The organism is Spirosoma endbachense (genome assembly GCF_010233585.1).
GTDB lineage: Bacteria > Bacteroidota > Bacteroidia > Cytophagales > Spirosomataceae > Spirosoma > Spirosoma endbachense.
Genome location: NZ_CP045997.1, coordinates 6,172,679 through 6,197,565 on the forward strand (window position 1 = coordinate 6,172,679; position 24,887 = coordinate 6,197,565).

Sequence of the window (24,887 nt, forward strand, 5' to 3'; positions counted from 1 at the left end):
CAGAACTAGCCATTTCTGTTAGGCTGCAACTGTCTCGTTAGTCCGGCCCTGTACGCGACCAGACTTCATCAATCCTTCGTACCGACGCATTAACAGATAGCTTTCTACTTGCTGCAATGTATCAAGTACTACACCGACCATGATAAGCAGTGACGTTCCGCCAAAGAACTGTGCAAAACCGCTGGTCATTCCCAGCAAGTTAGCAATGGCAGGCAGGATAGCCACAATCGCCAGCATGATCGCCCCTGGCAAGGTAATCCGGTCCAGAACCGTACCAATGTATTCAGAAGTCTGAATTCCTGGTTTAACTCCTGGAATGAATCCACCACTGCGCTTCATGTCATCAGCAATTTGAGTCGGGTTAACCGAAATCGCTGTATAAAAGAACGTGAAGATGATGATCAGCAACGCAAACAGCACGTTATATTGCCAGGTCGTATAGCTTTGGAATGCATTTTGCACACCTGCGGCAAAATCGCTTTTCTCGGCAAACAATCCTGACAGATAACCGGGAATGAACATCAGTGCCTGAGCAAAAATGATCGGCATTACACCAGCAGCATTCAGTTTCAATGGCAGATATTGCCGTTGTCCGCCTACCACTTTGTTTCCAATCACCTGTTTGGCATACTGAATTGGAATCCGACGAACGGCCTGAGTCAATACAACTGCTCCCATAACAACGAAGTATAGAGCAACTAACTCAAGTACGAAAAGAAGGATACCACCTGTGCCTCTCGACTGTTGTTCGCCAATGATAGCGCCTGGTAGCCGGGAAACAATCCCGATCATAATGATCATGGAGATACCATTTCCGATACCCTTGTCTGTTATCCGTTCACCCAGCCACATACAAAAGATCGTGCCTGAGGTTAAGATAAACAGGGAGGAGATCGTGAACAGACCCCGATCGATCAGGAGTGCTTCAGCAGGAATCGTTGTACGGATGTAGGTAATTGCCTGCACTGCCGTTACGCCAATTGTCAGCACACGTGTGATCTGATTCAATCGCTTACGACCCGATTCGCCTTCCTTCTGCATTTTCTGGAAGTAAGGCAAAGCCAGGGTAAGTAATTGAATAGCGATCGATGCCGAGATATACGGCATGATGCCCAATGCAAAAATAGACGCTTTGCTGAACGCACCACCCAAAAAAGTGTCTAACAAACCGAGTAATCCCTGCGGATTCAGATTCAGTTTGTTAGGGTCAACGCCCGGTAGCACAATTGCTGAACCAAGACGAAACGCCGTAATAAACAATAACGTGTTGAGGATACGACTCCGCAACTCATCTATTGCAAAAATATTCTTAAACGTGGTGATCAGTCGGTTCATAAAAGTAGGCGGCTGATGCCGTGCTCACAACTTAGTTCGTTGCTTCCTCTTTCGCTTGTTTAGCGGGCACAATTGCTTTACCACCTGCTTTTTCGATCGCTTCTTTAGCGCTGCTCGAGAAAGCATGTGCGTGAACTTCTACAGCCGATGTCAATTCACCACGGCTTAAGATTTTCACAAGATCTTTTTTGCTTACCAACCCATGCTGAAGCAGGAAGTCGATATCCACTACAGTTGCTTTGGTTTCGTCTACCAAGGCCTGGATCGAATCCAGATTGAGGGGTTTGTACTCGACGCGGTTGATATTCTTGAAGCCAAATTTCGGCACACGACGTTGCAATGGCATCTGGCCACCTTCGAAGTGTGTCTTACGGCTATAACCTGAACGCGACTGCGCTCCTTTGTGACCACGCGTAGACGTTCCGCCCATGCCTGATCCTTGCCCGCGTCCGACTCGCTTGCGCTCTCTGACGGAACCTTTTGCCGGTCTAAGGTTGCTTAAATTCATCTTATTATTATTAAAAAGCTGATTCTTTTGACCTCTCAATACGCACATGACACCGGGCCATGGCAAACAGGAAGCCAAAAGAATCGCAAAGATACTTAAATTTCTTCAACCTTCACTAAGTGCTGTACTTTGTTGATAGCACCTTTTAAAGAGTCGTTGTATTCCAGTTCAACACTACGGTTGATTTTGCCCAAGCCTAACGACTTGATCGCATTTTTTTGAGATAGCGGTCGTTTGATGGTGCTGCTGACCTGCGTGATGCGTACTCGTGCCATGTCTGTTGCTCCTTTCTAATTAACCGTTAAACACTTTAGCCAGACTTATCTGACGCTGGAATGCTACCTGATGAGGTAGGCGCATTTTCAGCAGCGCATCTAAGGTAGCCTTCACTACGTTGTGTGGGTTCGACGAACCTTTCGATTTCGCCAATACGTCGCGTACGCCAGCTGATTCAAGAACAGCCCGCATAGCACCGCCGGCGATAACACCTGTACCTGGTGCTGCTGGCTTCAGCAGGACAAAGCCACCGCTGAATTTACCTTCCATTTCGTGAGGTACCGTATGCTTCAGGAGGGGAATCTGCACCAGATTTTTCTTAGCATCTTCTACACCTTTAGCAATCGCGTCCGTTACTTCATTGGCTTTTCCTAGTCCGTATCCGACGACACCGTTACCGTCTCCGACAACGACAATTGCCGAAAAACTGAACCGGCGACCACCTTTTACCACCTTCGCAACGCGATTGATGGCTACCACCTTTTCTTTCAGGTCGGCTTCGTTAAACTTTGTCGGTCTTGCTGAGTTCGTGTTCATCATTTAGAACTTAAGGCCACCCTCGCGGGCTGCGTCGGCCAGTGCTTTTACTTTACCGTGATACAAATAACCGTTACGGTCGAACACGACAGTGTCAATGTTCTTGGCAAGGGCTTTTTCGGCCAGCCGTTGTCCGACTTTCTTCGCCGTTTCGACGGTGTTGCCTTCTACTTCGCTCTTCAGTTCGACCGATGAAGCGGCAGCCAGTGTATTACCAGCGACGTCATCAATCAATTGGGCGTAGATCGCTTTGTTCGAGCGAAAAACTGACAGCCGTGGACGCTCAGCCGTTCCGGAAACTTTTGCCCGGATGCCAAACTTAATCCGCTGTCTTCTTTCTTGTTTACTTGTTGCCATGTTATTTGATTCCGACCAAATAGGCGAATGTTAGTTTGGTATTCGTGGTTTGTTGCTTGCCTTTGACGTTTGACCGTAAAGCACCAACAACAAACCACAAATCATTTATTTCTTCGACGAAGACTTACCAGCTTTACGGCGAACCTGCTCACCAATAAAGCGGATACCTTTGCCTTTGTAAGGCTCAACTTTACGGAGCGAGCGAATTTTGGCCGCTACATCGCCGAGCAGTTGTTTATCAGAGCCTTCCAAATATACTTTCGGGTTCTGACCTTTTTCGGTTACAGCTGTTACTTTGATCTCTGTAGGAACGGCCAGGTACACGTTGTGTGAGTAACCGAGTTGCAATTCGAGAACATTGTTGGCAACTGAAGCCTTATAACCAACCCCGATCACTTCCAGATCGAGTTTGAAGCCTTCGCTAACACCTGTTACCATGTTGTTTACCAACGAACGGTAAAGGCCGTGCAGGGCTTTATGACGTTTTTGCTCCGTCGGGCGCGACACCTGGATCTGCCCATCTTCGACTGCTACCGAAATGTCCGGGTCAATCGTTTGGGTCAGCGTGCCTTTGGGCCCTTTCACAGTCACAACGTTCTGTCCATCTACAGACAGCGTAACGTTGCTTGGGAGGGCGATGGGTTTCTTACCTATGCGTGACATCGTTCAGTTCGGATTAATACACGTAACATAATACCTCACCACCCACGTTCAGCGTTTTCGCTTCTTTATCGGTCATAACGCCTTTCGAGGTCGAGATGATAGCGACGCCCAATCCATTCAGGATACGGGGCAGGTGATCAGCGCCCCGGTATTGACGAAGACCCGGACGGCTGATGCGCTGTAGGTCAACAATAGCGGATTGCTTTGTTGTTGGGTTGTACTTCAGAGCGATTTTAATCGTACCCTGTACCGAGCTATCATCGAACTTATAGTTCTGGATGTACCCTTTTTCGTACAAAACCTTTGTAATTTCTTTCTTTATATTGGAAGCAGGAATCTCCACAACCCGGTGCTTGGCCCGGATAGCGTTTCTGATACGAGTCAGAAAATCTGCTATTGGATCTGTATTCATTCTTTGCGTTGCGTTACTTGCAAACCCCTGTTTCCAAGAAAGTTCGCAAAATTACGGAAACTGAATTACAAATGGAAATGATGACTGGAACTACCAGCTAGACTTAGTTACACCTGGAATTTTACCTGCCGATGCCATCTCACGGAATGTTACCCGCGAAATACCAAATTTACGCATGTAACCCCGTGGGCGACCTGTGAGTTTGCAACGATTGTGCAGACGAACAGGCGATGCATTTTTTGGCAGCTTGTCCAGACCGATATAATCGCCAGCAGCTTTCAGAGCAGCCCGCTTCGTAGCATACTTAGCTACCAGTGCTTCACGTTTCCGTTCCCGTGCTTTGATTGATTCTTTTGCCATGTCGGTCGGTTATTTCTTGCCAGAATTTGCAAACGGCATACCCAATGATTTCAACAACTCGTAGCTTTCGTTATCGGTATTGGCGGTCGTCACAAATGTGATGTCCATCCCCGAAATCCGGGCTACTTTGTCAATACTAATCTCAGGGAAGATGATCTGCTCCTGCACACCGAACGTGTAGTTGCCATGGCCATCGAATCCTTTATCGCTGATACCTTTGAAGTCACGAACGCGGGGTAACGAAACACTCGTCAACCGGTCCAGGAATTCATACATCCGCTCACCACGCAACGTTACCTTCGCACCAATGGGCATTTTTTCCCGTAGTTTGAAGTTCGAAACAGCCTTTTTCGACATTGTCGGAACGGCTCTCTGACCCGTGATGGTCGTTAATTCTTCGACACCTACATCGACCAGTTTTTTATCTGCGACAGCGGCACCGATCCCTTTGTTGATAACAATTTTGCTCAGACGCGGAACTTGCATTACCGACTTATACTGAAACTTGTCTTTCAACTGAGGAACGACCTCGTTTAAATATTTTTCTTTCAGTCTTGGCGTTGCCATTTTCTTAGACCTTTATTATTTACGACCCGCGCCAGCAGACTGGTCAGGGATGAAATTGCCGGTTTTCTTCGAGTAGCGTTGTAGCTTACCCTTCTCGTTCAACTTACGGCCCGTGCGGGTTGGTTCGCCGGTGGCCGGATCAACCACTTTCAGATTACTGATGTGGATTGAACCTTCCGTTTTTTCGAGGCTCCCCTGCGGGTTTGAAGCGGTTGGCTTCATGTGTTTGGTAATCATGGCGACGCCCTCAACCCGAGCACGATCTTTTTCCACGATTACTTCTTTCACCACACCGCGCTGGCCTTTTGAGTTACCACCAATCACGAGGACCGTATCGCCCGTCTTGATGTGGAATTTGTGCTTCGGCAGCGTTATTTTCTTTTCCATTGCTTACAATACCTCTGGAGCTAACGATACGATTTTCATAAACTGCTTCTCACGCAATTCGCGAGCCACAGGTCCGAAAATCCGGGTGCCGCGAGGCTCATCGTTGTTGTTAAGCAGCACAGCCGCATTGTCTTCAAAACGGATGTATGAACCGTCTTTACGACGTACTTCTTTTTTAGTCCGAACGACAACGGCTTTCGATACCGTACCTTTCTTCATACTGCTGGACGACAGAGCCTGTTTCACCGTGACGACAATCTTGTCACCGACCGATGCATAACGCTTACCTGTACCGCCCAGAACGCGGATAACCAGCACTTCTTTCGCGCCACTGTTATCGGCTACACCTAATCTAGATTCTTGCTGTACCATGGCTTACTTCGCTTTTTCGATGATTTCGACTAAACGCCAACGCTTATTCTTGCTCAATGGGCGGGTTTCCATCACACGAACTGTGTCACCGATTCCACACTCATTTTTCTCGTCATGAACGGTCAGTTTCTTCGTTTTCTTCTGAAACTTACCATACAGTGGGTGTTTCACTTTGCGTTCGATCGCAACCGTGATTGTTTTCTGCATTTTATTGCTAGTCACCCGTCCGATACGCTCTTTCCGAGCGTTCCGCTCCGACGCCGTTTCCTCACTCACTACTGGAGTTACGGGAGCGGCTGCCTGCGGCTGTTCTGTTGCTACGACCGCCGAAGCAGTTGCTTCTTCCTGCGGTGCTGGTGCTTGTTGCTCTTCCATCGTCGTATCTTATTAGGCTTGCCGCGATTTAACCGTCAGTTCTGTATTCAGGCGAGCAATCCGTTTGCGGCTCTCGCGGATGCGCATTGGGTTCTCCACTGGAGATACCGCATGGGCGAACTTTAGTTTCAGCAGGCGGTCCTGTTCCACACCGAGTTCAGTGCGTAACTCGTCAGCCGACAATCCTTTCAAATCTTCTTTTTTCATCTTGTTCGTCGCTTAGGGGGATTACTCGCCTTGCTCCTGATAATCGCGCCGGACCACAAACTTGGTCCGAACCGGCAGTTTTTGAGCTGCCAACCGCAGGGCTTCCATACCTGTTGCTAAATCAACGCCCGTTGCTTCGAACATTATCGTGCCGGGCTTTACTACGGCTACCCAGTACTCGGGTGCACCTTTACCTTTACCCATCCGTACTTCGGCTGGCTTCTTGGTGATCGGCTTGTCGGGGAAAATACGAATCCAAACCTGGCCTTCACGTTTCATAGCCCGCGTTACGGAAATACGAGCGGCTTCAATCTGACGGGCAGTGATCCGGCCTGGTTCCAGCGATTTAATGCCGAACGTACCGAACGCTATTTCGTGGCCCCGCGATGCGATACCAGGAATCCGTCCTTTATGTTGCTTGCGAAATTTTGTTCTTTTTGGCTGTAACATAGCTCTAAAAGTTGCGAGTCGATAGTGGTTAGCCGTTAGTCGCTCACTTGCGGATGACTATCGACTGACAACTGATGACTAAAGTTTATCGTCTTGGTCCTCCACCGCCACGGTTACCACCCTGGCCACCACCACCGCCACGGTTACCACCCTGGCCACCACCGCCACCACGGTTGCCGCCCTGGCCACCACCGCCACGGTTGTTACCGCCACGGTCGTTTCCACCACGATCACCACGGTTACGACCACCACGGTCGTTACCATCACGATCACCACGTGGGCCACGACGGTCACCACGGTCATTAGCACTGGCACTACGTTCGCCCGCCTGCGCCTGGCTCATCATAGCCGCTGGAGACAGATCACGCTTACCGTAAACTTCGCCTTTGAAAATCCACACCTTGATGCCGATTTTACCATAGACGGTTTGTGCTTCCGAAATAGCATAGTCAATATCAGCGCGAAGCGTATGAAGAGGAACGCGTCCTTCTTTATACTGCTCTGAACGGGCAATTTCAGCACCGCCCAAACGACCTGATACTTTCACTTTGATGCCTTGCGCACCCACTCGGATTGCCGACTGAATGGCTTGCTTCATGGCACGACGGAACGAAATACGCGCTTGTAATTGCTGAGCAATGGCTTCACCAACTAGTTTCGCATCGATTTCAGGCCGCTTAATTTCGAAGATATTGATCTGGACATCTTTGCCCGTAACCTTCTTTAATTCTTCTTTGATCTTATCGACCTCGCCACCACCTTTACCGATCACAATGCCTGGACGGGCTGTGTGGATCGTTAGAGTAACACGCTTCAGGGTACGTTCGATCACAACCCGTGCGATAGCTCCTTTCGGAATACGGGCTGCAACGTATTTACGGATTTTCTCGTCTTCAACGAGTTTATCTGCAAATTCTTTACCCCCGTACCAGCTCGACTCCCAGCCTCGAACAATACCAAGTCGCAGGCCAACTGGATTAATTTTTTGTCCCATTTCTTAGTTCTCGTTTTCTGGGGTTTCTACTTCTGCCTGACCTAATACCGGCTGAGCAGCGCTGTCGACCACGATGGTGATGTGGTTTGACCGCTTCCGAATCCGGTGACCACGACCCTGGGGGGCGGGGCGCAGACGTTTCAGCATTGGACCGCCGTCTACGAAGATCGTTTTTACAAAGAGGTCGGCGTCTTCAATGCGCTCATTCTCATTTTTTTGTTGCCAGTTGGCAACTGCCGATAACAGCACTTTCTGCAATACGGCGGCACCGGCTTGCGGCTGATATTTTAACAGACCCAACGCCCGGCTAACGCGCTGACCACGAATCAGATCGGCGATTAACCGCATCTTACGGGGCGACGTGGGCACATCTCTAAGTCTTGCTACTGCTTCCATGTTTAGTCTTCAGTTTGCAGTTTGCAGTGGGCAGCTGACAAGTCATTATCGACTGCCTACTGCTTTCTGCTAACTATTATCGTTTGCCCTTGTCTTTCTTTGCGGTGTGACCCCGGAAGTTGCGCGTCGGCGAAAACTCACCGAGCTTGTGGCCTACCATGTTTTCCGTTACGTAAACCGGGATAAACTTGTTGCCGTTATGTACAGCAAATGTGTGGCCTACGAAATCCGGCGAAATCATTGAACGACGCGACCAGGTTTTGATGACCGATTTCTTGCCCGAATCATTCTGCGCCTGTACCTTGTTGTCCAGGCGAAAATCAATATATGGGCCTTTTTTGAGTGAACGTGCCATTGGTATCTGTTACTTTTTGCGTCGGCTAATAATCATGCTTTCTGATGCCTTGTTCTTGTTGCGGGTCTTTTGACCTTTAGCGAACTGGCCATTGCGCGAACGTGGGTGACCACCGGAAGCCCGGCCTTCGCCACCACCCATTGGGTGATCGACAGGGTTCATTACCACAGCACGAACACGTGGGCGACGGCCTAACCAACGGTTACGACCAGCTTTACCTACCACAACGTTCATGTGATCCGGGTTCGACACAGAGCCAACCGTCGCCATACCAGCACTCAAAACCCGACGGGTTTCACCAGAAGGAAGGCGCAGGATTGCATATTTATCTTCGCGACCAACTAACTGTGCATAGGTTCCGGCAGAACGAGCCATTGCTGCGCCTTTGCCGGGAGTCAGTTCGATGTTGTGAACGATCGTACCGATTGGCATAGAAGCTAATGGAAGCGCATTACCGACGTCGGGGGTTGCCCCTTCGCCAGACTGAATCGTCTGACCTACGGTGATACCTTGTGGTGCAATGATGTAGCGTTTCTCTCCGTCAGCATATTGTACCAGCGAAATGCGGGCTGAACGGTTTGGATCGTATTCTACAGTCAAAACTTCGGCGGGTTGGCCGACTTTATCGCGCTTGAAGTCAATAATACGGTAGTGCCGCTTATGACCTCCACCAATGTAGCGCATAGTGCGGTGACCTTCATTATTCCGGCCACCGGTTCTCTTTAGGGGCTCCAGCAGACTTTTTTCCGGCTTGGAGGCTGTTATTTCCGCAAAGTCGGGTGCCACGCGAAAACGTGTACTCGGCGTTATTGGTCTTAGTTTTTTAACTCCCATGACTGATTAATTGGTAGGGCAATGCCCGGTTTACAAGTCAGCGTAGATATCGATTACTTCGCCTTCTGCAACCGTTACGATTGCTTTCTTGGTAGTTGGGGTCTTGCCCGTTACAACGCGTCCGTTGATATTCTTGCTACGCTTTTTACCAAGCGACCGCAATGTGTTTACAGACTCGACGTTTACGCCATACAATTTCTCGACAGCTTTAACGATTTCGAGTTTGTTCGCTTTCAATTCAACCTCAAAAGCATACTTCCCCTGCTTGTTAAGGCCCGTCATTTTTTCGGTGACGATTGGTCGTTTTAGTACGCTCATGATTATTTGTCGAACAGCGTTTGGATGGTTGACAAAGCTTCTTCGCTAATCAGCAGTTGGTCGGCGTTTACCAGATCGTAGGTATTTACCTGCGAAGCGGTTGTCACTTTTGCCTTCTGCACGTTCCGGCTCGACAACACAACGTTCAAGTTCACATCCGGCAGGATAAGCAGTGTTTTACGGCCTGTCAAATTCAGGTCACTCAAAAACTGTATGTAATCCTTTGTGCGGGGCGACTCCAGCGTAATGCTGTCAATAACCGAAATCTTTTCAGCCTGTGCTTTAGCGGCAAGAGCCGATTTGCGGGCCAGCGATTTCACTTTCTTGTTCAGTTTGAAGCTATAATCGCGGGGGCGAGGTCCGAAAATCGTACCACCACCAACGAATACCGGCGATTTAGCGCTACCTGCGCGAGCACCACCTGTACCTTTTTGCTTCTTCAGTTTGCGAGTCGAGTGTGCATTTTCAGCGCGCTCTTTCGCTTTGTGCGTTCCCTGACGTTGGTTAGCCAGGTATTGTTTCACGTCGAGATAAATCGCGTGTTGGTTCGGCTCAATACCGAAAACCTCTTCCGGCAGCGTGACCTTCTTGCCCGTGTCCTCGCCCTTGCTGTTATATACGATTACGTCCATGGCCTATTTCTCAATAATAACGTATGAATTTTTGGCTCCTGGAACCGAACCACTAACAACGAGCAGGTTTTGCTCAGACAGAACGCGCAGAACGCGCAGGTTTTGCACCTTTACGCGGTTACCACCCATACGGCCAGCCATACGCAGACCTTTGAAAACCCGTGATGGGAATGAGCAGGCACCGATCGAACCTGGGTGACGACCCCGGTTGTGCTGACCGTGCGTTTGACCGCCAACACCGGCGAATCCGTGACGCTTCACAACGCCCTGGAAGCCGCGCCCTTTGGCTGTCCCGACTACGTCAACGAAGTCGCCTTCGCCGAATACGTCGGCCGCCGTGAGTGTATCACCCAGGTTAAACTCTTGTACGAATTCTTTAAATTCGACGAGTTTGCGCTTAGGTGTGGTACCAGCTTTTTTGAAGTGGCCCAACTCCGGCTTGTTGGTGTGCTTTTCTTTCTTGTCGCCGAAACCCAGCTGCACAGCCGCGTAGCCGTCTTTCTCGACGCTACGAACTTGAGTTACGACACAGGGACCCGTTTCAATCACTGTACATGCCAGAGCCTGCCCGTCCGCATTGTACACGCTGGTCATCCCGATTTTCTTGCCAATTAAACCAGACATTTGTGTTTGTTTAAAGTAAGCAGGTAATTGAAAAATTATTCCCGTCCTCAGCCATGCAATACCAGTCGCATTACCTGAATCGGGCCGCAAAGGTAGACAAATTGTCGGACGAATCCTATATCTGCTTAACAATCAGGGCCAAAAAGACATAAAAAAAGGTCCGGTGCATTACACCTGACCTTTCATGGGCAGACAACACCTTGCAGAACAAGGTTTGTTTGCCCAAAAGTCAGATGTGGTTTCCACTTTATAGCGGACCTTCACCTTCGTATATCTTCGACTCTCGTTCGAGTTTGGGAGTGCAAAAGTATAAAATAGTTGGGAGAAATGGAAAATATATTTTGAAGTATTTTTGAATCATTATCTGTGTGCCCCAATGAATTAAACAAAAGCCGCCAGCCTGACACGTTTACGTATCATACTGGCGGCTTTGTAAGCCTGTAGGAAAAGATCGTTAGACTTTGATCTCTACATCAACACCACTCGGCAATTCGAGTTTCATTAATGCATCAACCGTTTTAGCACTGCTGCTATAGATGTCGACCAGACGCTTGTAGGTGCACAGTTGGAACTGCTCCCGCGCTTTCTTGTTGACGTGGGGTGACCGCAGTACGGTGTAAATCTCTTTGTCGGTCGGAAGTGGGATGGGACCACTAACGATAGCGCCCGTCGATTTCACGGCCTTTACGATTTTCTCCGCCGATTTGTCAACCAGCATGTGGTCGAACGATTTCAGCTTAATGCGAATTTTTTGGCTCATTGTGTTGTGGTTCGTTATGTGTTTATAAGAAGTGCCGCCGAAAGAACCATTTACTCCGACAGCACAAAAAATGGGCAGTAAGTCAATTTTAACTTACTGCCCAATATCGAACAGGCTTACGCCTTCACTGTACCTTTTTCTTTGGCTACAACGGTATCTGAAATGTTCTGTGGCACAACTTCGTAGTGCGCGAACGTCAGGTTAGCCGTAGCACGACCAGATGACATCGTCCGTAGATCCGTTACATAACCGAACAGTTCCGATAGAGGAACATCGGCCTTGATCACCTGCGATCCGGCTTTCGTGTCCATACCTTTCATGACACCACGACGACGGTTCAGGTCACCCGTGATTGGACCGGTATATTCTTCTGGCGTCAGTACTTCAACTGCCATGATTGGTTCAAGCAGTTTAGGACCAGCCTGACGAGCTGCCTCACGGAAGCCCAGACGAGCCGCCATTTCAAAAGACAAAGAATCGGAGTCAACGTCGTGGTACGAACCGTGGAACAACCGAACTTTCATGCTTTCGAGCGGGAAGCCCGCCAACGGACCGTTTTTCAGCGATTCGTCAAAGCCTTTCTGTACGGCTGGGATGAATTCGCGAGGAATAACACCACCAACAATACCGTTTACGAATTCCAGGCCAGGCTGCACGATACCATTTTCGTCTTCGCCCCGTGGTCCGAGTTCAAATACGATGTCGGCAAACTTACCACGACCACCCGTTTGTTTCTTATAAACTTCACGGTGTTCAACGTTTTTGGTAAGCTTTTCTTTGTAGGCTACCTGTGGAGCACCCTGATTTACTTCAACTTTGAACTCACGACGCATCCGGTCGATGATGATTTCAAGGTGAAGCTCACCCATACCACGGATAATGGTCTGACCGGTTTCTTCGTTCGATTCAACCTTCAAGGTTGGATCTTCTTCGATCAGTTTACCGATCGCTTTCGAGAAGTTATCCTGATCGGCTGATTTCTTCGGTTCGATAGCGTATCCGATAACTGGGTCAGGGAATACCATCGACTCCAGAACGATTGGGTGCTTCTCATCCGACAGGGTATCACCCGTCTTGATGTCTTTGAAACCAACCACAGCACCGATATCACCAGCTTCCAGACGATCGATCTGGTTCTGCTTGTTGGCGTGCATCTGGAAAATCCGCGAAATCCGCTCTTTGTTACCCGAACGGTTGTTCAGGATGTAAGAGCCTGACTCCAGCACACCCGAGTAAGAACGAACAAAGCACAAACGACCTACATAGGGGTCTGTTGCGATTTTGAACGCCAGAGCCGAGAATGGTTCGGTAGATGACGGCTTACGCGAAATCTCTTCACCTGTGTCTGGATTGGTGCCTTTGATGCTTTCTTTGTCCATAGGCGATGGCAACAGGGCCATCACATAGTCGAGCATGGTTTGAACACCTTTATTTTTGAACGAAGAACCGCAAAGCATCGGCACAATTTTCATGCTGATGGTAGCTTTACGAAGAGCAGCCAGGATTTCGTCTTCCGAAATCGACTCTGGATCTTCGAAATATTTCTCCATCAGGCTGTCGTCGAATTCGGCAACTGCTTCAAGGAGTTTTTCGCGCCATTCGGTGGCTTCGTCCAGCATATCGTCCGGGATAGGAACTTCCTGGAAGGTCATACCTTTATCGTCTTCATTCCACTGGATACCGCGGAAGTTAACGAGGTCAACTACACCTTTAAAGTTCTCTTCTTCGCCGATTGGCAACTGAAGAGGAACAGCGTAGCTACCCAACATTTCTTTTACCTGCTTGCACACATTCAGGAAGTCGGCTCCTGAACGGTCCATTTTGTTAACGAAGCCCAAACGAGCTACGTTATAGTTGTTGGCCAGACGCCAGTTGGTTTCTGACTGTGGTTCTACACCATCAACGGCGCTGAAGAGGAACACCAGACCATCAAGAACGCGCAGCGAACGGTTCACTTCAACGGTGAAGTCAACGTGGCCCGGCGTATCAATGATGTTGATGTGGTATTTCTTGTCCCGGTAGGTCCAGTCAACGGTAGTCGCAGCGGAAGTGATCGTGATACCACGCTCCTGCTCCTGCTCCATCCAGTCCATCGTGGCGGCACCATCGTGTACCTCACCGATTTTGTGGCTTACCCCGGCGTAATAGAGAATTCGTTCGGTTGTGGTCGTTTTACCTGCATCAATGTGAGCAGCGATACCGATGTTTCTCGTGAAATTTAAATCGCGAGCCATTAGCTTGTTATACTGAGAGTTATTTAATTCTAAAACAGCAGGAAGGAGCCGCAAAGTTCGCAAACGGCACCTTTCACGAATCAGGTCGCAAAATTACTGAAAGCCAATCAGAAAACAAATGAATAAACTAAGAATATAACGAAAACTCTTCATCTTTTTTGTCAATTTTGTTAGTGGAATGCATTACAAAATCGTGTCTGTAACTTAGAATCATGCAAAATCCATATATAACCCTACTTCGAACAGCCTGGACGTATGCCCGGCACGAAAAGCGGCAGTATATACTGGTTTATTTCCTATTTATTATGGCCAATGTTGTGGCGGCTATTCGACCATTGCTATTCGGGTGGTTTATTGGGGAGCTTCAACAGCAGGACACAGCCATTTTACGGCTGGTCTGGCTTTATGCGGGTGGTTACGTAACCCTTGAACTACTAGAATGGGCTTTTCATGGACCGGCAAGGGTTATGGAACGCCGATTAGCATTCAATTTAAGCCGTAATTTTCTGGACGAATTATTTCACCAGACCCTCTATCTTCCGGTTGGCTGGCATAAAGATCACCACAGTGGGGCAACAATCAATCGAATCCGAAAGGCTTACGATGCCCTGAAAACGTTTTTTCAGGACGGCTTTATTTATATTCAGGCGCTCTCCAAATTTGTGTTCTCATTTGGAGCTATGCTATTCTTCTCTCCTTTATTTGGGCTGGCCGGTGTTGCATTGGGTGCCTTAACTATTTGGGTTATTCTCCGCTTCGACCGTCCTTTCATTAAGGCACTTGACGAGACGAATGAACGCGAGCACGTTGTTTCATCGACTCTGTTCGACAGTTTATCCAATATTATTACTGTCATAACCCTACGGTTAGAACAACGGATTCAGGAGAGCTTAGGCAGTAAAATCGCGGCCGTTTTTCCGCCGTTCATGAGGCAGGTACGAATCAATGAGTGGAAGTGGTTTGTAGCCTCAATGTTGGTAGCGCTCATTTATATTGTTCTGGCAACAGGCTATGTTTACCAGCATTACACACCAGGACAGGTCTTTCTTATCGGGGGTTTAGTGACACTGCTGGGCTATGTGAATCAATTTACGAGTGTTTTTCATGATGTAGCCTGGCAATATACCCAGATCGTACAGTTCAATACAGATGTCCAAACAGCACGGGGTATTAAAGAAGCTTATGGTCAACACGAACGGCCAGACTACGAAACGCTACCCGATAGATGGCAAACTATTGACATAACGGGACTCAATTTCTCACATAGTCGCTCAGGCTCAACAGATCGTAAGGCCCCGACCTTAAATAATCTAAAAATTAGCCTAAGCCGAGGCAAACGAATTGCTTTTATTGGGGAAAGTGGTTCTGGCAAGAGTACTTTACTGACGCTCCTACGCGGATTGTATGCGCCAGAATCTGGCTTGTCAGTGCGGATAGATGGTCAACATTTTTCCAATCTAAACGGTGTTTCTAACACGGTAACGCTGTTTCCACAAGAACCGGAGATTTTCGAGAACACAATAGCCTACAACATTACTCTTGGCTTACCCTTTAACGATGATGAGATTACCCAGGTTTGTCAAATTGCTCGTTTTGATGATGTAGTCAGGCAATTACCGAATGGTCTCGAAACGAATATTCAGGAAAAAGGTGTGAATCTGTCGGGTGGCCAGCGGCAACGACTAGCGCTGGCGCGGGGCATATTAGCCGCCCGAACGAGCGATATTGTACTCCTGGATGAACCAACAAGCAGTGTAGACCCCAAAACTGAGCTGGCTGTTTATCGTCAGCTTCTGCGCGAATTTTCTGACAAGGCCTTAGTATCAACCCTTCATCGACTCCACTTACTACCGCTGTTCGATTATATCTACATTATGCAGGATGGCCGTATTGTCGATGAAGGTAATTTCTCAACGCTGTTGACGCGAAGTCCTACTTTTCAGGAAATGTGGGCGCATCAGAAAGAAGCCTTGCAGGGTGAAAACCATCAAGTCGATAGCTTGTAAATTTACTCTACTGGTGCTTCTACGATTGTTACAATCTTCCACATCCCGCGAATATCCTGTAATGGAACCGTCACGTTCCCTCCATTTGGATTATCAGAGTGTAGTGTCAGGTATTTCCGTGTGATCAGTTCATTGTCGCGGATACGTTTCACAACAAAGTAATCACGGTACATGACGGCATAAACACCCCCAGATTGATACTCCCAGTCACTTTCGCTGATGCGTACCGCTAATACTTTGGCTCCGTGGGCGAGTTGTGGACTCATGCTATTGCCCGAGATTTCCAGCACAACCGCCTGCCTATGTCCTTTCATAACGGGTTTTCGGACCCGGAATGATTCTGTTTCTGACGCGCTGGAGCCATCGGCATAACTCTCCACAAATGTGGCGTAGAATCGGACCGGCACAAACGGCACCTCGACGGTTTCATCATCGGATGGCATCATTTTTGCATTGGGCTCTGGCGAATTCAGCACAGGAAGAATCCCTCGTATCAGGTAATCTGCACTGATTTGAGGATAACACGCCAGTAAACTCATGATGGTGTCATACGATGGTTTGGCCCGCCCATTCAGAATATTATAAAATTTAGACGGATTTTCGCCTAATTCTTTGGCAATCTGATAGATAGTAATGCCCAACGCATCAAACACCTGCTTTAATCGATCTTGTATAGTCACTGCGTCATTAATTTTTTCTAAACATTTTCCTGCCATTGTCGTATAGATTGTCGACAACATAATACAAGTAAAATATATTGCGCTTGTATTACAACAAACATACAACAAATACAGACGAATGAATAGGCCAAAAGACACTTTCTTTTCGTAAAATTAATGAACCACAACCGACTCACGACGCATACTTCTCCAACGGTACTGTTTGTGGATATGAACAGTTTCTTTGCTTCCTGCGAACAGCAGGAAAATTATTGGCTGCGTGGGCGTCCTGTAGGCGTATGTGTGTATACAGGTCGGCATGGTTGTGTAATTGCTCCCTCGATAGAAGCTAAACAGAAAGGCGTAAAAACAGGAATGCGGCTCAATCAGGCCATTTTCTTATGCCAGGAACCAGTACCAATAGAGACGCACCCAAATCGGTATCGGGAATATCATACGAAGATTATTGCCGTTCTGCGTACGTTTTCTGACGATGTTGTTCCAAAAAGTGTTGACGAAGCTGTCGTTGATCTGACGAGTTAACAGCTGGTTTATAAAGACATGCAACAGGTGGCCGAAACATCAAGCAGGTGATTCGGGAGAAAGTGGGCGATTATCTGCAATGTTCTATTGGGATTGCGCCTAATGGATTTCTGGCAAAACTGGCATCAGATATCCAAAAACCGGATGGCTTAACCATCATTACACCAGATACGATCGACAATGTGCTGCAAACGCTTTCTCTGACTGATTTGCCCGGCATTGGGCACCGCATGGCCGCACGGTTGCAGGCAGGAGGAGTATACACTCCGCTCGATCTCCGTTATGCCTCCCCAAATCACCTCAAGGCTATCTGCAAAAGTATTATTGGCTGGCACTGGCATTTGCGCCTAAACTTTGGCGGAGAGGTCGATTTACAAACGAACGACGGCAACAAAAGCATGTCTGCCATGCGAACGATTTCAGTTGAACAGCGGCACACCCCAGAACGCTTAGATGAATTACTTCGGTCGCTCTGTCTTACACTCGAACGAAGGATGGTGAAGCAGGGCGTATTTTGCCAGGATATGTCATTCCCGTGCCGATACCACACGGGCAAGACCTTTAACTACGAAGCTCATTTTCCTGAACCGAAACAGGATGGTATCGAACTTTATCAGATTATTCGGGGACGATTGGATAAGTTTCAGGCAGCTCATCGTTGCGAACCCGTTTTAAACGAACTCCTGCATACCATGTACGTTGTTGTTTTCCGGTTCATACCAACCGAAGTAGTATTGTCTGTTTACCGATACGACACGTAAGTATAAATTTCGGCAAACACTCTATGATCTAAAAACAAAGTTCGGCTCCGATAAACTCGTTCGCGCTACGGAACTTCGTGAGAATCCTGTTTATAGAGACGTAATTGGATCTGGGAATATTAAGGATTTATAACGTTGTACAACAGAGGGTTGCCTGTAAGAGAAAACAATAATCGGGTATTTCAATAAGCTATAACGATGATAGTGCCAGTACTTACTTTTTCGGTGTCAGTTAGCTAACCCACTATTTCGGTTGGTGCATAACCATAACGTTTTCTAAAGGCATAGCCAAAATGGGATAGATTCTCAAAGCCAGCCTCCAGATAAACCTCGGAAGGCTTTCGCTTCTTTTCCCGGATCTGATAATGGGCGAGTTCCAATCGCTTATCCATAAGCCATTTTTGCGGGGTAGTCTGGAATACTTTTTTAAAATCCCGCTTAAACGTGGTCAAGCTGCGGCCAGTCAGGTAACCGAACTTATCCATCGACATGTTGAACATGTAGTTCTGCTCCATGAAATCGACAAGACTTAACTTGCCGGGCTCATCAAAATTAGCCAGCAAATGGTCGATATTGGGATCGATCATCCTAAGTATAGTAATGGCTTCTTCTATTTTTATGGAAGCAATTGTATCGGGCAATGATTCTTTCAGCTCAAAATAGGGAATCAAGGAGGCCAGACAGCTTTTTAGAAGCGGATGCTGGTCAAATGTGTGGAATTTCGGAGGCTGCATCTGCTTAACGTCAACCTTATTTTTAGCGTAAAACCCGGTTAATCGACTCTTAGTCAGATGCATTACTACTGATTTGTGCGGCAAACCGTCTTTAGGATAATTGATTACCGTCACGAGCTGATTACGGGGAAACAATAAGATGTCGCCAGCACCGAACCAATGAACCTTATCCCCCTGCACGATCTTGGTTTCTCCTGAAATAAACCAGACCAGCAAATGATGCTCGAACAGCACGTCGGCTTTATAAAACTTATCATCGAAGGATGACAGCTTCAGGTCAGGATGGATATAGTAGGCTTGATGTCCCACGATTTTTAAAGGCTATGGTACAAAACAAACTCTTTGTAAAATCTGACGGTCATACGAATGGCACACCCATCGACCCAGGTAAAAAGGTAGAGTCTTAAACGCTACCTTTTTACCCGTTTTAACCCATTGGTAGGTAGAAAACAGATCTTACTCCGTTACAAACGAAACGCCTGTTAGCTCTTCACTCAACGTCCACAATCGTTTCGCATTTTCCGCATCGACTGAATAAGGTTTTACACCACGAAGTGTCAATGGGTCATCATAGTGATGGTCAATGTTTCCCAGATCTAATTCGGCCACATCGGCATTCTCACAATACACTCCGCCCAGATTAGCCAGTTGCGGGCTGGTTGCACACCAAACGGTTGTTGCGGCACCCTGTGGAATCGTTTTTAGTTTCCGGGCAACCTCAGGAAACAGGTTGCCTTCGGTATCATGGGTGCCCATTTGTTGAAATAAGTCCATGGGAGCAACCCGCCCTAAATCAGTTCCATTAACGGATCCCGGATGAAGCGAAAAGGCACGAACTCCAAACGCTTTGGCCCTGGAATCCAGTTCTACAGCAAAAAGATTATTTGCCGTTTTAGACTGGCCATAGCCTACCAGGGTTTCATAGGTTCGGTGGTCAAAGTTGGGGTCGTCAAAGTTAAAGGGTGCCATCTGATGACCAAAAGAAGAAACACTGACAACTCGGGCATTACCCGCTTTTTTTAGGGCTGGCCAAAGCCTTACCGTGAGTTGAAAATGCCCCAGATGATTCGTGGCCAGTTGAGATTCATATCCTCGTGCATCCCGCTGGAGCGGTACCCACATTATACCCGCATTGTTGACTAATATATGTAGCGGCCTATCGGTACTGAGGAATTTTGCCGCAAACGCATCAATGGAAGGTGAGTCCATCAAATCCATCGGTTCGATGAGAATGTTCGGGATGCCTTCCAGATTTTTTGCCGCCTTGTTAACATCACGAGCAGGCACTACAACATGTGCTCCTGCCTCTACAAAGGTTTTAACCGTTTCTAACCCTATTCCTGCATAACCTCCGGTTACGATGGCTGTTTTTCCGCTAAGGTCAATTCCTTTAATGACGTCAGTGGTGGTGGAAGTGGCTGTAAAACCGGAATGGATTGGCTTCTGCAGAGCCCCGTTGGCATAGTCTACGCTTGTTTCTTGTTCCATGATTTAAGAGATAAATGGTTGGAACAAAAGTAGGCCGAGCGGATTTTGAGGGTTTTGTTTTAAAGACCTTATTTCTTTGTTTTAAAGACCATTGACCAAACCCGACCATAGTATTTGGTTGGAGCTGTTCTAGTTGAACAGGTATTTAAGCGAAGGGATGAAAATTACCACTGGTTTTCTCCTCAGGAGTTCCGCTCAGAACTATACCACGATTACTAATGATACGAAAAAAAACCGTGGTACAGTTCTGAGCGGAACTCCTACTTCTGTTACGAAGACACTAAAACTCAATTCAGTACGCCCATGCGGCCAGCCTGAAAGTCATTAAATGCTTCTATTAGCTCTTCCCTGCTATTCATTACAAATGGGCCATAAGCTGCCAGAGGCTCATGAATTGGCTCACCGGCCAGGATGAGTAATTTCGCATCAGCAGTGGTCGAAAGCGTAATCGACTCGCCATCGTGATTCAGTAAAGCAATCTGACCACGTTGGAGTGATTCACCGTTCAGAGCTGCCGACCCACTTAAGACATAAACCATCAGCGAATAATCGGTAGGCACCTGTATGGTTTCTGACTGGCCCGCCGACAACGATAAGTCGGCAAGAACCACTGGACTAAAAGTCTGAGCTGGCCCCTGCAAGCCCGATAGTTCACCGGCAATAACCCGAAGTTGCCCCCCGTTAGCCAGTGTTTCCGTCGGAATTCTTGTCGATGCAATATCCTGATAACGGGGTGGCCTCATTTTATCTTTAGCTTGCAGATTAACCCACAGTTGTACAAAATCCAGTTGACCACCCTGACGGGAAAATTCTTTCTCGTGTTTTTCTTCATGAATGATGCCCGACGCTGCCGTCATCCATTGTACATCACCAGCAAAGAGTTTTCCATGGTTGCCTGCCGAATCGCGGTGTTCCAAAGCGCCTTTATAAACAATTGTCACTGTTTCAAAACCCCGATGCGGATGTTCATCAACCCCTTTTGGTTTATTGGAGGGTTGTACCGTCATTGGCCCATGATGATCTAAAAGTAGAAATGGATTAAATGGTCTGGACCCTTGCGGATGAAATGCATTTAAGCCAATAAAGCCATCACCAACATTGTTTGGGGTAGCTGTATGTATTGCTGAAATAGCGCGTTGTGTTGCCATAATTAATGTAAATACATTTAATACGCCAACATTGTTCCACATCGACAAGTTCATTAAAGCAGTTGCTCCTTCGGGCACAGGAAGGTTGTACGTCCGCCAACAACGATTCGCTCGATCCGTGTACCACATCGAGGACAAAACTTATGAGCCTCCAGGTCGTCGTAAGGCGAGTTGTCCCATTCGCGGACGTGAATTAGAAAACTGCTGGGGAAATCACGGTATGTTGCCTCATTGCGAATCGCGGTCTCCAGAACAAGGCGAGTTGCGGCATGAATCTGACTAAGCTGTCCGTTAGTGAGCGAGTCAGCACGTTGTTCGGGATGGACAAATGCCTGAAAAAGAACTTCGTCGACAATCCAGTTGCCAAGGCCAGCCACCACGCTTTGGTCAAGAAGCACCGGTTTAATTAGCGCTTTTTTGCGTTTAACTCGCTCCGAAAGTTCGTCCAACGTGATGTCTAAACCATCTTTGCCAATTTTTTTACGTTGCAGGAAGACATCAATATTGTCTATTAAGCCAACACGCTCAAACTTTCGCGGACAGAGAAAGCCCAGATTAAAATTGGTTTCGAACTCAAATACGATTCGGGCGAAGCGCGGACGGTCAAGAGAAGCATGATAATACTGCAGATCGCCAGTCATGCCAAAATGCATGTGAACGATGATATCAGTGTTGTCTGTCAGGACGAACAAATTTTTACCGATCCGACGTGTACCGGTAAATGAGCGACCTTCAAGTGTATTGATTAATGTGTTATAATCAGTAGTTAGTAGCTTTTTATCCTCAACCTCGATATGGTTAATTGGTTGATAAAGCGCAGATGTTTCAAGATATTGACGTCGAATTTCAACTTCGGGTAGTTCGGGCATGGGGAGATAACCAATTGTGTTTGTCAGTTGTTATTGTTGTGTATGGCACTGTATTTTCTTACTATACGGTATTTTATATAGGCTACTAAAATTATTTATTATTCGGTTTAACAAATTGATAGTCACAATGCATTACCTTTGTCTGGCATATACTTAAAAAAAACTTTTTTGGACATAAATGAGTTGTTTGATGCAATATGCCAGTATCGGAGGGCGTTCCAAATTCATGTCGCGCTTTAAACGAGTTCTTCTATAACAAAAATATACGATTCTTAGCCCAACACTACACTCAGATGTAACAACCTCTACACAACCGCGCAAGCGGCTTTTTTTAGTCTGTGCATGTTAAACCGTTAAACTGAAAATTTGCTATGGAGAACAATCCCCCAAGGTCAAAGACAAATGGTGCCTTATTGGCGGCCCTGATTATAATGACAGGTTTAGCTGGTGTATCCAGTTATCTGTATTTTGACCAGAAGAAAGTTTCAGAGAATCAGGAAGTAACTATCTCAGAGCGTGTTGAGGAGCTGTCAACCACTCGTGTTAAGCTGGATTCAATTTCGACAGCTTTGGATGCTAAAATTGCCGAAGTACAAAAATTAGGTGGTGACGTATCGGAGCTGGAGAAAGTGAAAGCTCAACTGGAAGTAGATAAAGCATCTCTGCGGAAAGGCAATCGGATTTCGATTGCTAAGTATGAAACTAAAATCAAACAGTACGAAGCGTTTCTGGTGGAGAAAGACACCCTCATTGCTAACCTCCAGCGAGAAAACGTAACACTGGCAACCAATGTCAAGGTTCTGGATGAAGAAAACACCGGCCTTAAAACGGAGAAGCAACGTCTGGCAGACTCAGTTACAACGGTTGTATCGCAGAATCAGGAACTAAGTACGAAAGTGACCCGAGCGGCTGCATTGAAGGCTCAGAACGTTAAAGTCTTTTCTGTTAACGCAAAAGGCAAGGTTAAAGAGGATGATGCTTACAAAGCAAAACGTCTGGACAAAATCAAGCTAGTTTATACGTTGCTCGATAACCCACTCACGAAGGAAGAGCCGAAAGAAGTTTTTGTTCGCGTACTTGACCCAAGTGGTGCTGTAGTGTCTGATATGGCCAATGGCTCTGGCACCTTTACTGTTGACGGTAACGAAACGATTTACACGACCAAGCAAACGGTAAATTACACCAGCAATGGTCAAAACGTCGAGTTACTGTATACGCGGGGAATTCCTTACAAACCCGGTAAATACACTATTGAATTGTACTCAGAAGGGTTCCGGATAGGAGCTGGCGAGTTCGCAGTTCGGTAGATAACAGCCATTTTAAATGAATTAAAAGCGCGGCACCCAACGGTGTCGCGCTTTTTACTTTTTATAACCGGTAAAAAACAGTGCCTCCTGTGGATTCTGTTGCATGGTTATCCGTAACACTTTACCCTGTTTCTCCATGCCGTTATTCGTAAAAATACGATCGGTTTGAAATGACCCAATACTTGAATCAGCCATCCGTAGCTGAACCACATCGGCCTGACGACTTAAGCTGACATGCGATAGTTGCCGAACCTCTTTATTCGGAAAGAATTTTGTATAAAGCAAGGTAACTGTACTATCTGATTCAGCTTTTAACTCAGCAGTAGGCATTTGATCGGTTGGAACAGCTACACAGGATGGATCAAGAAAAAAGTTTGTCTGGTAGCTACCAGTCACTTCGCCTGCCAATGACGATGCACTTGGCTGAATATCGTTTTCATGCTGGCAGGCAGTTATAGACCCTAACAAAGCAAAGAAAAGGAATTGTCTGTTCATCGGCTGGTATCCTTTTTTTCTATAGACTCCATTGAAACTGAAAGGGTTGCGTCTCCATCTACTTTTTTTCTTCACTATCTACTTCAACGGCATCAACCCAGACTTTCATATCGTTGAGCGTCATTGCTCCAAACTGAGTTGTAAAAGCAACATCAGCGGCATCTCGCCCATATGCTACCGTAATTCGATTGCCACGCGGTTGATCCTGGGTAGCATCGAACGTAAACCAGCGCCCATCTACATACGCTTCAAACCAGGCATGCAGATCCATTGGGTCTAACTGGTAAAGATAACCAACTACCATCCGGGCCGGAATATTGAGTGAACGACAAAGCGAAATACCCAAATGCGTAAAATCCCGGCAAACGCCAATGCGCTTATTGGCGGTATCAACTGCCGATGTGCTGGCGTCGCTAGTTCCATATTGATACACTATGTTCGTATGAATCCACCGCCGAATGGCCTCGGCCTGATCGTAACCGGGCTCACTATTGCTTGTGATCTCAGTTGCCAGATCGCCTAATTGGTCTGACTGGCAGTAACGACTAGGCAAGGTATAATGCAATACATCATCGGGCAAGTCTTCAACCGGGGTATAAGGTGCCCCAATTGACACATCAATAAGATCCGCCGTTTGGACGGTTGCCGAAAAGTGAATGGAGAACGGCCCCTGCGGTGCAACAACACGCTGACATAAATTGCCATACATGTCAGTAAATTCAGTAACATTAACAGCAGGTGTAATTTGATATTCTTCGCGGATAATCCATTGTCCAGCTCCCGAGCGAGGACGTAGCATTAATATTAATGGGGTTGGTTCCTGAGCTTCGAACGAAAGTTCGCAACCAGCGTTGAGTTGCATATTGTGTATTGGATGAATGTTTTACAAGATAATCTGTAATTAACCTTCTTTGTTCTAATCTC

At 47.2% G+C, this 24,887-nt stretch carries 34 protein-coding genes; 4 read left to right on the top strand and 30 right to left on the bottom strand.

The features are described from left to right. Nucleotides 1-18: 18 nt before the first annotated feature. From secY to fusA, 23 genes are all read right to left on the bottom strand, one after another. The gene (gene secY / locus GJR95_RS25045) at nt 19-1,335 is read right to left on the bottom strand and encodes a preprotein translocase subunit SecY (protein WP_162388473.1); all 1,317 of its coding nucleotides are present in this window, start codon (nt 1,333-1,335) and stop codon (nt 19-21) included. Between the two features lie 31 nt (nt 1,336-1,366). Further along, the gene (gene rplO / locus GJR95_RS25050) at nt 1,367-1,843 is read right to left on the bottom strand and encodes a 50S ribosomal protein L15 (protein ID WP_162388474.1); all 477 of its coding nucleotides are present in this window, start codon (nt 1,841-1,843) and stop codon (nt 1,367-1,369) included. A 95-nt stretch (nt 1,844-1,938) separates the two neighbouring features. Further along, nucleotides 1,939-2,118, bottom strand: a complete 180-nt coding sequence (gene rpmD, locus GJR95_RS25055) for a 50S ribosomal protein L30 (protein WP_162388475.1) — start codon at nt 2,116-2,118, stop codon at nt 1,939-1,941. Between the two features lie 19 nt (nt 2,119-2,137). After that, a complete protein-coding gene (gene rpsE, locus GJR95_RS25060) occupies nt 2,138-2,656 on the bottom strand; it encodes a 30S ribosomal protein S5 (protein WP_162391849.1) in 519 nt (172 codons plus the stop codon). Between the two features lie 3 nt (nt 2,657-2,659). Beyond that, the gene (gene rplR, locus GJR95_RS25065; protein WP_162388476.1) at nt 2,660-3,013 is read right to left on the bottom strand and encodes a 50S ribosomal protein L18; all 354 of its coding nucleotides are present in this window, start codon (nt 3,011-3,013) and stop codon (nt 2,660-2,662) included. Between the two features lie 105 nt (nt 3,014-3,118). Continuing rightward, entirely contained in the window at nt 3,119-3,676 is a 558-nt protein-coding gene (rplF, locus tag GJR95_RS25070) for a 50S ribosomal protein L6 (protein ID WP_162388477.1), read from the bottom strand. A 13-nt stretch (nt 3,677-3,689) separates the two neighbouring features. Further along, complete coding sequence (gene rpsH / locus GJR95_RS25075; protein ID WP_162388478.1) at nt 3,690-4,088, bottom strand: 30S ribosomal protein S8; 399 nt, start codon at nt 4,086-4,088, stop codon at nt 3,690-3,692. A gap of 90 nt (nt 4,089-4,178) precedes the next feature. Next, nucleotides 4,179-4,448: a 30S ribosomal protein S14 gene (gene rpsN / locus GJR95_RS25080; protein ID WP_162388479.1), complete on the bottom strand. Its 270-nt coding sequence runs from the start codon at nt 4,446-4,448 to the stop codon at nt 4,179-4,181. Nucleotides 4,449-4,457: 9 nt separating this feature from the next. Beyond that, nucleotides 4,458-5,015, bottom strand: coding sequence for a 50S ribosomal protein L5 (gene rplE, locus GJR95_RS25085; protein WP_162388480.1), 558 nt, complete (start codon nt 5,013-5,015; stop codon nt 4,458-4,460). A gap of 15 nt (nt 5,016-5,030) precedes the next feature. Next, the gene (gene rplX, locus GJR95_RS25090) at nt 5,031-5,402 is read right to left on the bottom strand and encodes a 50S ribosomal protein L24 (RefSeq protein ID WP_162388481.1); all 372 of its coding nucleotides are present in this window, start codon (nt 5,400-5,402) and stop codon (nt 5,031-5,033) included. 3 nt (nt 5,403-5,405) lie between these two features. Continuing rightward, nucleotides 5,406-5,774, bottom strand: a complete 369-nt coding sequence (gene rplN / locus GJR95_RS25095; RefSeq protein ID WP_018618706.1) for a 50S ribosomal protein L14 — start codon at nt 5,772-5,774, stop codon at nt 5,406-5,408. A 3-nt stretch (nt 5,775-5,777) separates the two neighbouring features. Further along, complete coding sequence (gene rpsQ / locus GJR95_RS42250) at nt 5,778-6,149, bottom strand: 30S ribosomal protein S17 (RefSeq protein WP_162388482.1); 372 nt, start codon at nt 6,147-6,149, stop codon at nt 5,778-5,780. Nucleotides 6,150-6,161: 12 nt separating this feature from the next. Then, nucleotides 6,162-6,356: a 50S ribosomal protein L29 gene (gene rpmC / locus GJR95_RS25105; protein ID WP_162388483.1), complete on the bottom strand. Its 195-nt coding sequence runs from the start codon at nt 6,354-6,356 to the stop codon at nt 6,162-6,164. 21 nt (nt 6,357-6,377) lie between these two features. Next, nucleotides 6,378-6,806 carry a 50S ribosomal protein L16 gene (gene rplP, locus GJR95_RS25110; RefSeq protein ID WP_162388484.1) on the bottom strand — a complete coding sequence of 143 codons (429 nt, stop codon included), beginning with the start codon at nt 6,804-6,806 and terminating at the stop codon, nt 6,378-6,380. A gap of 85 nt (nt 6,807-6,891) precedes the next feature. Continuing rightward, nucleotides 6,892-7,800, bottom strand: a complete 909-nt coding sequence (gene rpsC, locus GJR95_RS25115) for a 30S ribosomal protein S3 (protein WP_162388485.1) — start codon at nt 7,798-7,800, stop codon at nt 6,892-6,894. Between the two features lie 3 nt (nt 7,801-7,803). Then, on the bottom strand, nt 7,804-8,196 hold the full coding sequence (rplV, locus tag GJR95_RS25120; protein ID WP_162388486.1) for a 50S ribosomal protein L22: 393 nt from the start codon (nt 8,194-8,196) through the stop codon (nt 7,804-7,806). Between the two features lie 76 nt (nt 8,197-8,272). After that, nucleotides 8,273-8,551, bottom strand: coding sequence for a 30S ribosomal protein S19 (rpsS, locus tag GJR95_RS25125; RefSeq protein WP_012930238.1), 279 nt, complete (start codon nt 8,549-8,551; stop codon nt 8,273-8,275). A 9-nt stretch (nt 8,552-8,560) separates the two neighbouring features. Next, the gene (gene rplB / locus GJR95_RS25130) at nt 8,561-9,385 is read right to left on the bottom strand and encodes a 50S ribosomal protein L2 (protein WP_162388487.1); all 825 of its coding nucleotides are present in this window, start codon (nt 9,383-9,385) and stop codon (nt 8,561-8,563) included. Between the two features lie 30 nt (nt 9,386-9,415). Then, on the bottom strand, nt 9,416-9,703 hold the full coding sequence (gene rplW / locus GJR95_RS25135; RefSeq protein ID WP_162388488.1) for a 50S ribosomal protein L23: 288 nt from the start codon (nt 9,701-9,703) through the stop codon (nt 9,416-9,418). 2 nt (nt 9,704-9,705) lie between these two features. Beyond that, nucleotides 9,706-10,335: a 50S ribosomal protein L4 gene (rplD, locus tag GJR95_RS25140; protein ID WP_162388489.1), complete on the bottom strand. Its 630-nt coding sequence runs from the start codon at nt 10,333-10,335 to the stop codon at nt 9,706-9,708. A gap of 3 nt (nt 10,336-10,338) precedes the next feature. Continuing rightward, complete coding sequence (gene rplC / locus GJR95_RS25145) at nt 10,339-10,959, bottom strand: 50S ribosomal protein L3 (protein WP_162388490.1); 621 nt, start codon at nt 10,957-10,959, stop codon at nt 10,339-10,341. A 454-nt stretch (nt 10,960-11,413) separates the two neighbouring features. Beyond that, complete coding sequence (gene rpsJ / locus GJR95_RS25150) at nt 11,414-11,719, bottom strand: 30S ribosomal protein S10 (RefSeq protein ID WP_077922220.1); 306 nt, start codon at nt 11,717-11,719, stop codon at nt 11,414-11,416. A gap of 116 nt (nt 11,720-11,835) precedes the next feature. Then, complete coding sequence (fusA, locus tag GJR95_RS25155) at nt 11,836-13,953, bottom strand: elongation factor G (RefSeq protein WP_162388491.1); 2,118 nt, start codon at nt 13,951-13,953, stop codon at nt 11,836-11,838. 212 nt (nt 13,954-14,165) lie between these two features. On the opposite strand from fusA, the gene GJR95_RS25160 reads away from it, so the two are divergent. Continuing rightward, nucleotides 14,166-15,959 (top strand): ABC transporter ATP-binding protein, encoded by a 1,794-nt coding sequence (locus tag GJR95_RS25160; RefSeq protein ID WP_162388492.1) that lies wholly within the window; start codon nt 14,166-14,168, stop codon nt 15,957-15,959. A gap of 2 nt (nt 15,960-15,961) precedes the next feature. Here the strand turns inward: GJR95_RS25160 and GJR95_RS25165 are convergent, their stop codons facing one another. Continuing rightward, on the bottom strand, nt 15,962-16,675 hold the full coding sequence (locus GJR95_RS25165) for a LexA family transcriptional regulator (RefSeq protein ID WP_174260224.1): 714 nt from the start codon (nt 16,673-16,675) through the stop codon (nt 15,962-15,964). A gap of 120 nt (nt 16,676-16,795) precedes the next feature. Between GJR95_RS25165 and GJR95_RS42255 the strand changes: the two genes are divergently transcribed. Then, on the top strand, nt 16,796-17,161 hold the full coding sequence (locus GJR95_RS42255; RefSeq protein WP_232540857.1) for a DNA polymerase Y family protein: 366 nt from the start codon (nt 16,796-16,798) through the stop codon (nt 17,159-17,161). A 47-nt stretch (nt 17,162-17,208) separates the two neighbouring features. Further along, nucleotides 17,209-17,922, top strand: coding sequence for a DNA polymerase Y family protein (locus GJR95_RS42260; protein WP_232540858.1), 714 nt, complete (start codon nt 17,209-17,211; stop codon nt 17,920-17,922). Between the two features lie 236 nt (nt 17,923-18,158). Here the strand turns inward: GJR95_RS42260 and GJR95_RS25175 are convergent, their stop codons facing one another. From GJR95_RS25175 to GJR95_RS25190, 4 genes are all read right to left on the bottom strand, one after another. Further along, nucleotides 18,159-18,965 (bottom strand): AraC family transcriptional regulator, encoded by an 807-nt coding sequence (locus tag GJR95_RS25175; RefSeq protein WP_162388493.1) that lies wholly within the window; start codon nt 18,963-18,965, stop codon nt 18,159-18,161. Nucleotides 18,966-19,112: 147 nt separating this feature from the next. Next, entirely contained in the window at nt 19,113-20,144 is a 1,032-nt protein-coding gene (locus tag GJR95_RS25180) for an SDR family NAD(P)-dependent oxidoreductase (protein WP_162388494.1), read from the bottom strand. A 287-nt stretch (nt 20,145-20,431) separates the two neighbouring features. Further along, nucleotides 20,432-21,292, bottom strand: coding sequence for a pirin family protein (locus GJR95_RS25185; RefSeq protein WP_162388495.1), 861 nt, complete (start codon nt 21,290-21,292; stop codon nt 20,432-20,434). A gap of 53 nt (nt 21,293-21,345) precedes the next feature. Continuing rightward, nucleotides 21,346-22,161, bottom strand: coding sequence for an Fpg/Nei family DNA glycosylase (locus tag GJR95_RS25190; protein ID WP_162388496.1), 816 nt, complete (start codon nt 22,159-22,161; stop codon nt 21,346-21,348). Between the two features lie 371 nt (nt 22,162-22,532). Here GJR95_RS25190 and GJR95_RS25195 point away from each other — a divergent pair, with 371 nt between their 5' ends. Next, nucleotides 22,533-23,468: a hypothetical protein gene (locus GJR95_RS25195; RefSeq protein ID WP_162388497.1), complete on the top strand. Its 936-nt coding sequence runs from the start codon at nt 22,533-22,535 to the stop codon at nt 23,466-23,468. Nucleotides 23,469-23,522: 54 nt separating this feature from the next. Here the strand turns inward: GJR95_RS25195 and GJR95_RS25200 are convergent, their stop codons facing one another. Beyond that, a complete protein-coding gene (locus GJR95_RS25200; protein WP_162388498.1) occupies nt 23,523-23,963 on the bottom strand; it encodes a hypothetical protein in 441 nt (146 codons plus the stop codon). Nucleotides 23,964-24,021: 58 nt separating this feature from the next. After that, on the bottom strand, nt 24,022-24,825 hold the full coding sequence (locus GJR95_RS25205; protein WP_162388499.1) for a transglutaminase domain-containing protein: 804 nt from the start codon (nt 24,823-24,825) through the stop codon (nt 24,022-24,024). Nucleotides 24,826-24,887 lie beyond the last annotated feature (62 nt).

Excerpts from the sequence above, each read along its gene's own strand:
- secY (WP_162388473.1), bottom strand. The coding sequence starts at position 1,335 with ATGAACCGACTGATCACCACGTTTAAGAATATTTTTGCAATAGATGAG.
- rplO (WP_162388474.1), bottom strand. The coding sequence starts at position 1,843 with ATGAATTTAAGCAACCTTAGACCGGCAAAAGGTTCCGTCAGAGAGCGC.
- rpmD (WP_162388475.1), bottom strand. The coding sequence starts at position 2,118 with ATGGCACGAGTACGCATCACGCAGGTCAGCAGCACCATCAAACGACCG.
- rpsE (WP_162391849.1), bottom strand. The coding sequence starts at position 2,656 with ATGAACACGAACTCAGCAAGACCGACAAAGTTTAACGAAGCCGACCTG.
- rplR (WP_162388476.1), bottom strand. The coding sequence starts at position 3,013 with ATGGCAACAAGTAAACAAGAAAGAAGACAGCGGATTAAGTTTGGCATC.
- rplF (WP_162388477.1), bottom strand. The coding sequence starts at position 3,676 with ATGTCACGCATAGGTAAGAAACCCATCGCCCTCCCAAGCAACGTTACG.
- rpsH (WP_162388478.1), bottom strand. The coding sequence starts at position 4,088 with ATGAATACAGATCCAATAGCAGATTTTCTGACTCGTATCAGAAACGCT.
- rpsN (WP_162388479.1), bottom strand. The coding sequence starts at position 4,448 with ATGGCAAAAGAATCAATCAAAGCACGGGAACGGAAACGTGAAGCACTG.
- rplE (WP_162388480.1), bottom strand. The coding sequence starts at position 5,015 with ATGGCAACGCCAAGACTGAAAGAAAAATATTTAAACGAGGTCGTTCCT.
- rplX (WP_162388481.1), bottom strand. The coding sequence starts at position 5,402 with ATGGAAAAGAAAATAACGCTGCCGAAGCACAAATTCCACATCAAGACG.
- rplN (WP_018618706.1), bottom strand. The coding sequence starts at position 5,774 with ATGGTACAGCAAGAATCTAGATTAGGTGTAGCCGATAACAGTGGCGCG.
- rpsQ (WP_162388482.1), bottom strand. The coding sequence starts at position 6,149 with ATGGAAGAGCAACAAGCACCAGCACCGCAGGAAGAAGCAACTGCTTCG.
- rpmC (WP_162388483.1), bottom strand. The coding sequence starts at position 6,356 with ATGAAAAAAGAAGATTTGAAAGGATTGTCGGCTGACGAGTTACGCACT.
- rplP (WP_162388484.1), bottom strand. The coding sequence starts at position 6,806 with ATGTTACAGCCAAAAAGAACAAAATTTCGCAAGCAACATAAAGGACGG.
- rpsC (WP_162388485.1), bottom strand. The coding sequence starts at position 7,800 with ATGGGACAAAAAATTAATCCAGTTGGCCTGCGACTTGGTATTGTTCGA.
- rplV (WP_162388486.1), bottom strand. The coding sequence starts at position 8,196 with ATGGAAGCAGTAGCAAGACTTAGAGATGTGCCCACGTCGCCCCGTAAG.
- rpsS (WP_012930238.1), bottom strand. The coding sequence starts at position 8,551 with ATGGCACGTTCACTCAAAAAAGGCCCATATATTGATTTTCGCCTGGAC.
- rplB (WP_162388487.1), bottom strand. The coding sequence starts at position 9,385 with ATGGGAGTTAAAAAACTAAGACCAATAACGCCGAGTACACGTTTTCGC.
- rplW (WP_162388488.1), bottom strand. The coding sequence starts at position 9,703 with ATGAGCGTACTAAAACGACCAATCGTCACCGAAAAAATGACGGGCCTT.
- rplD (WP_162388489.1), bottom strand. The coding sequence starts at position 10,335 with ATGGACGTAATCGTATATAACAGCAAGGGCGAGGACACGGGCAAGAAG.
- rplC (WP_162388490.1), bottom strand. The coding sequence starts at position 10,959 with ATGTCTGGTTTAATTGGCAAGAAAATCGGGATGACCAGCGTGTACAAT.
- rpsJ (WP_077922220.1), bottom strand. The coding sequence starts at position 11,719 with ATGAGCCAAAAAATTCGCATTAAGCTGAAATCGTTCGACCACATGCTG.
- fusA (WP_162388491.1), bottom strand. The coding sequence starts at position 13,953 with ATGGCTCGCGATTTAAATTTCACGAGAAACATCGGTATCGCTGCTCAC.
- GJR95_RS25160 (WP_162388492.1), top strand. The coding sequence starts at position 14,166 with ATGCAAAATCCATATATAACCCTACTTCGAACAGCCTGGACGTATGCC.
- GJR95_RS25165 (WP_174260224.1), bottom strand. The coding sequence starts at position 16,675 with ATGGCAGGAAAATGTTTAGAAAAAATTAATGACGCAGTGACTATACAA.
- GJR95_RS42255 (WP_232540857.1), top strand. The coding sequence starts at position 16,796 with ATGAACCACAACCGACTCACGACGCATACTTCTCCAACGGTACTGTTT.
- GJR95_RS25180 (WP_162388494.1), bottom strand. The coding sequence starts at position 20,144 with ATGGAACAAGAAACAAGCGTAGACTATGCCAACGGGGCTCTGCAGAAG.
- GJR95_RS25185 (WP_162388495.1), bottom strand. The coding sequence starts at position 21,292 with ATGGCAACACAACGCGCTATTTCAGCAATACATACAGCTACCCCAAAC.
- GJR95_RS25190 (WP_162388496.1), bottom strand. The coding sequence starts at position 22,161 with ATGCCCGAACTACCCGAAGTTGAAATTCGACGTCAATATCTTGAAACA.
- GJR95_RS25195 (WP_162388497.1), top strand. The coding sequence starts at position 22,533 with ATGGAGAACAATCCCCCAAGGTCAAAGACAAATGGTGCCTTATTGGCG.
- GJR95_RS25200 (WP_162388498.1), bottom strand. The coding sequence starts at position 23,963 with ATGAACAGACAATTCCTTTTCTTTGCTTTGTTAGGGTCTATAACTGCC.
- GJR95_RS25205 (WP_162388499.1), bottom strand. The coding sequence starts at position 24,825 with ATGCAACTCAACGCTGGTTGCGAACTTTCGTTCGAAGCTCAGGAACCA.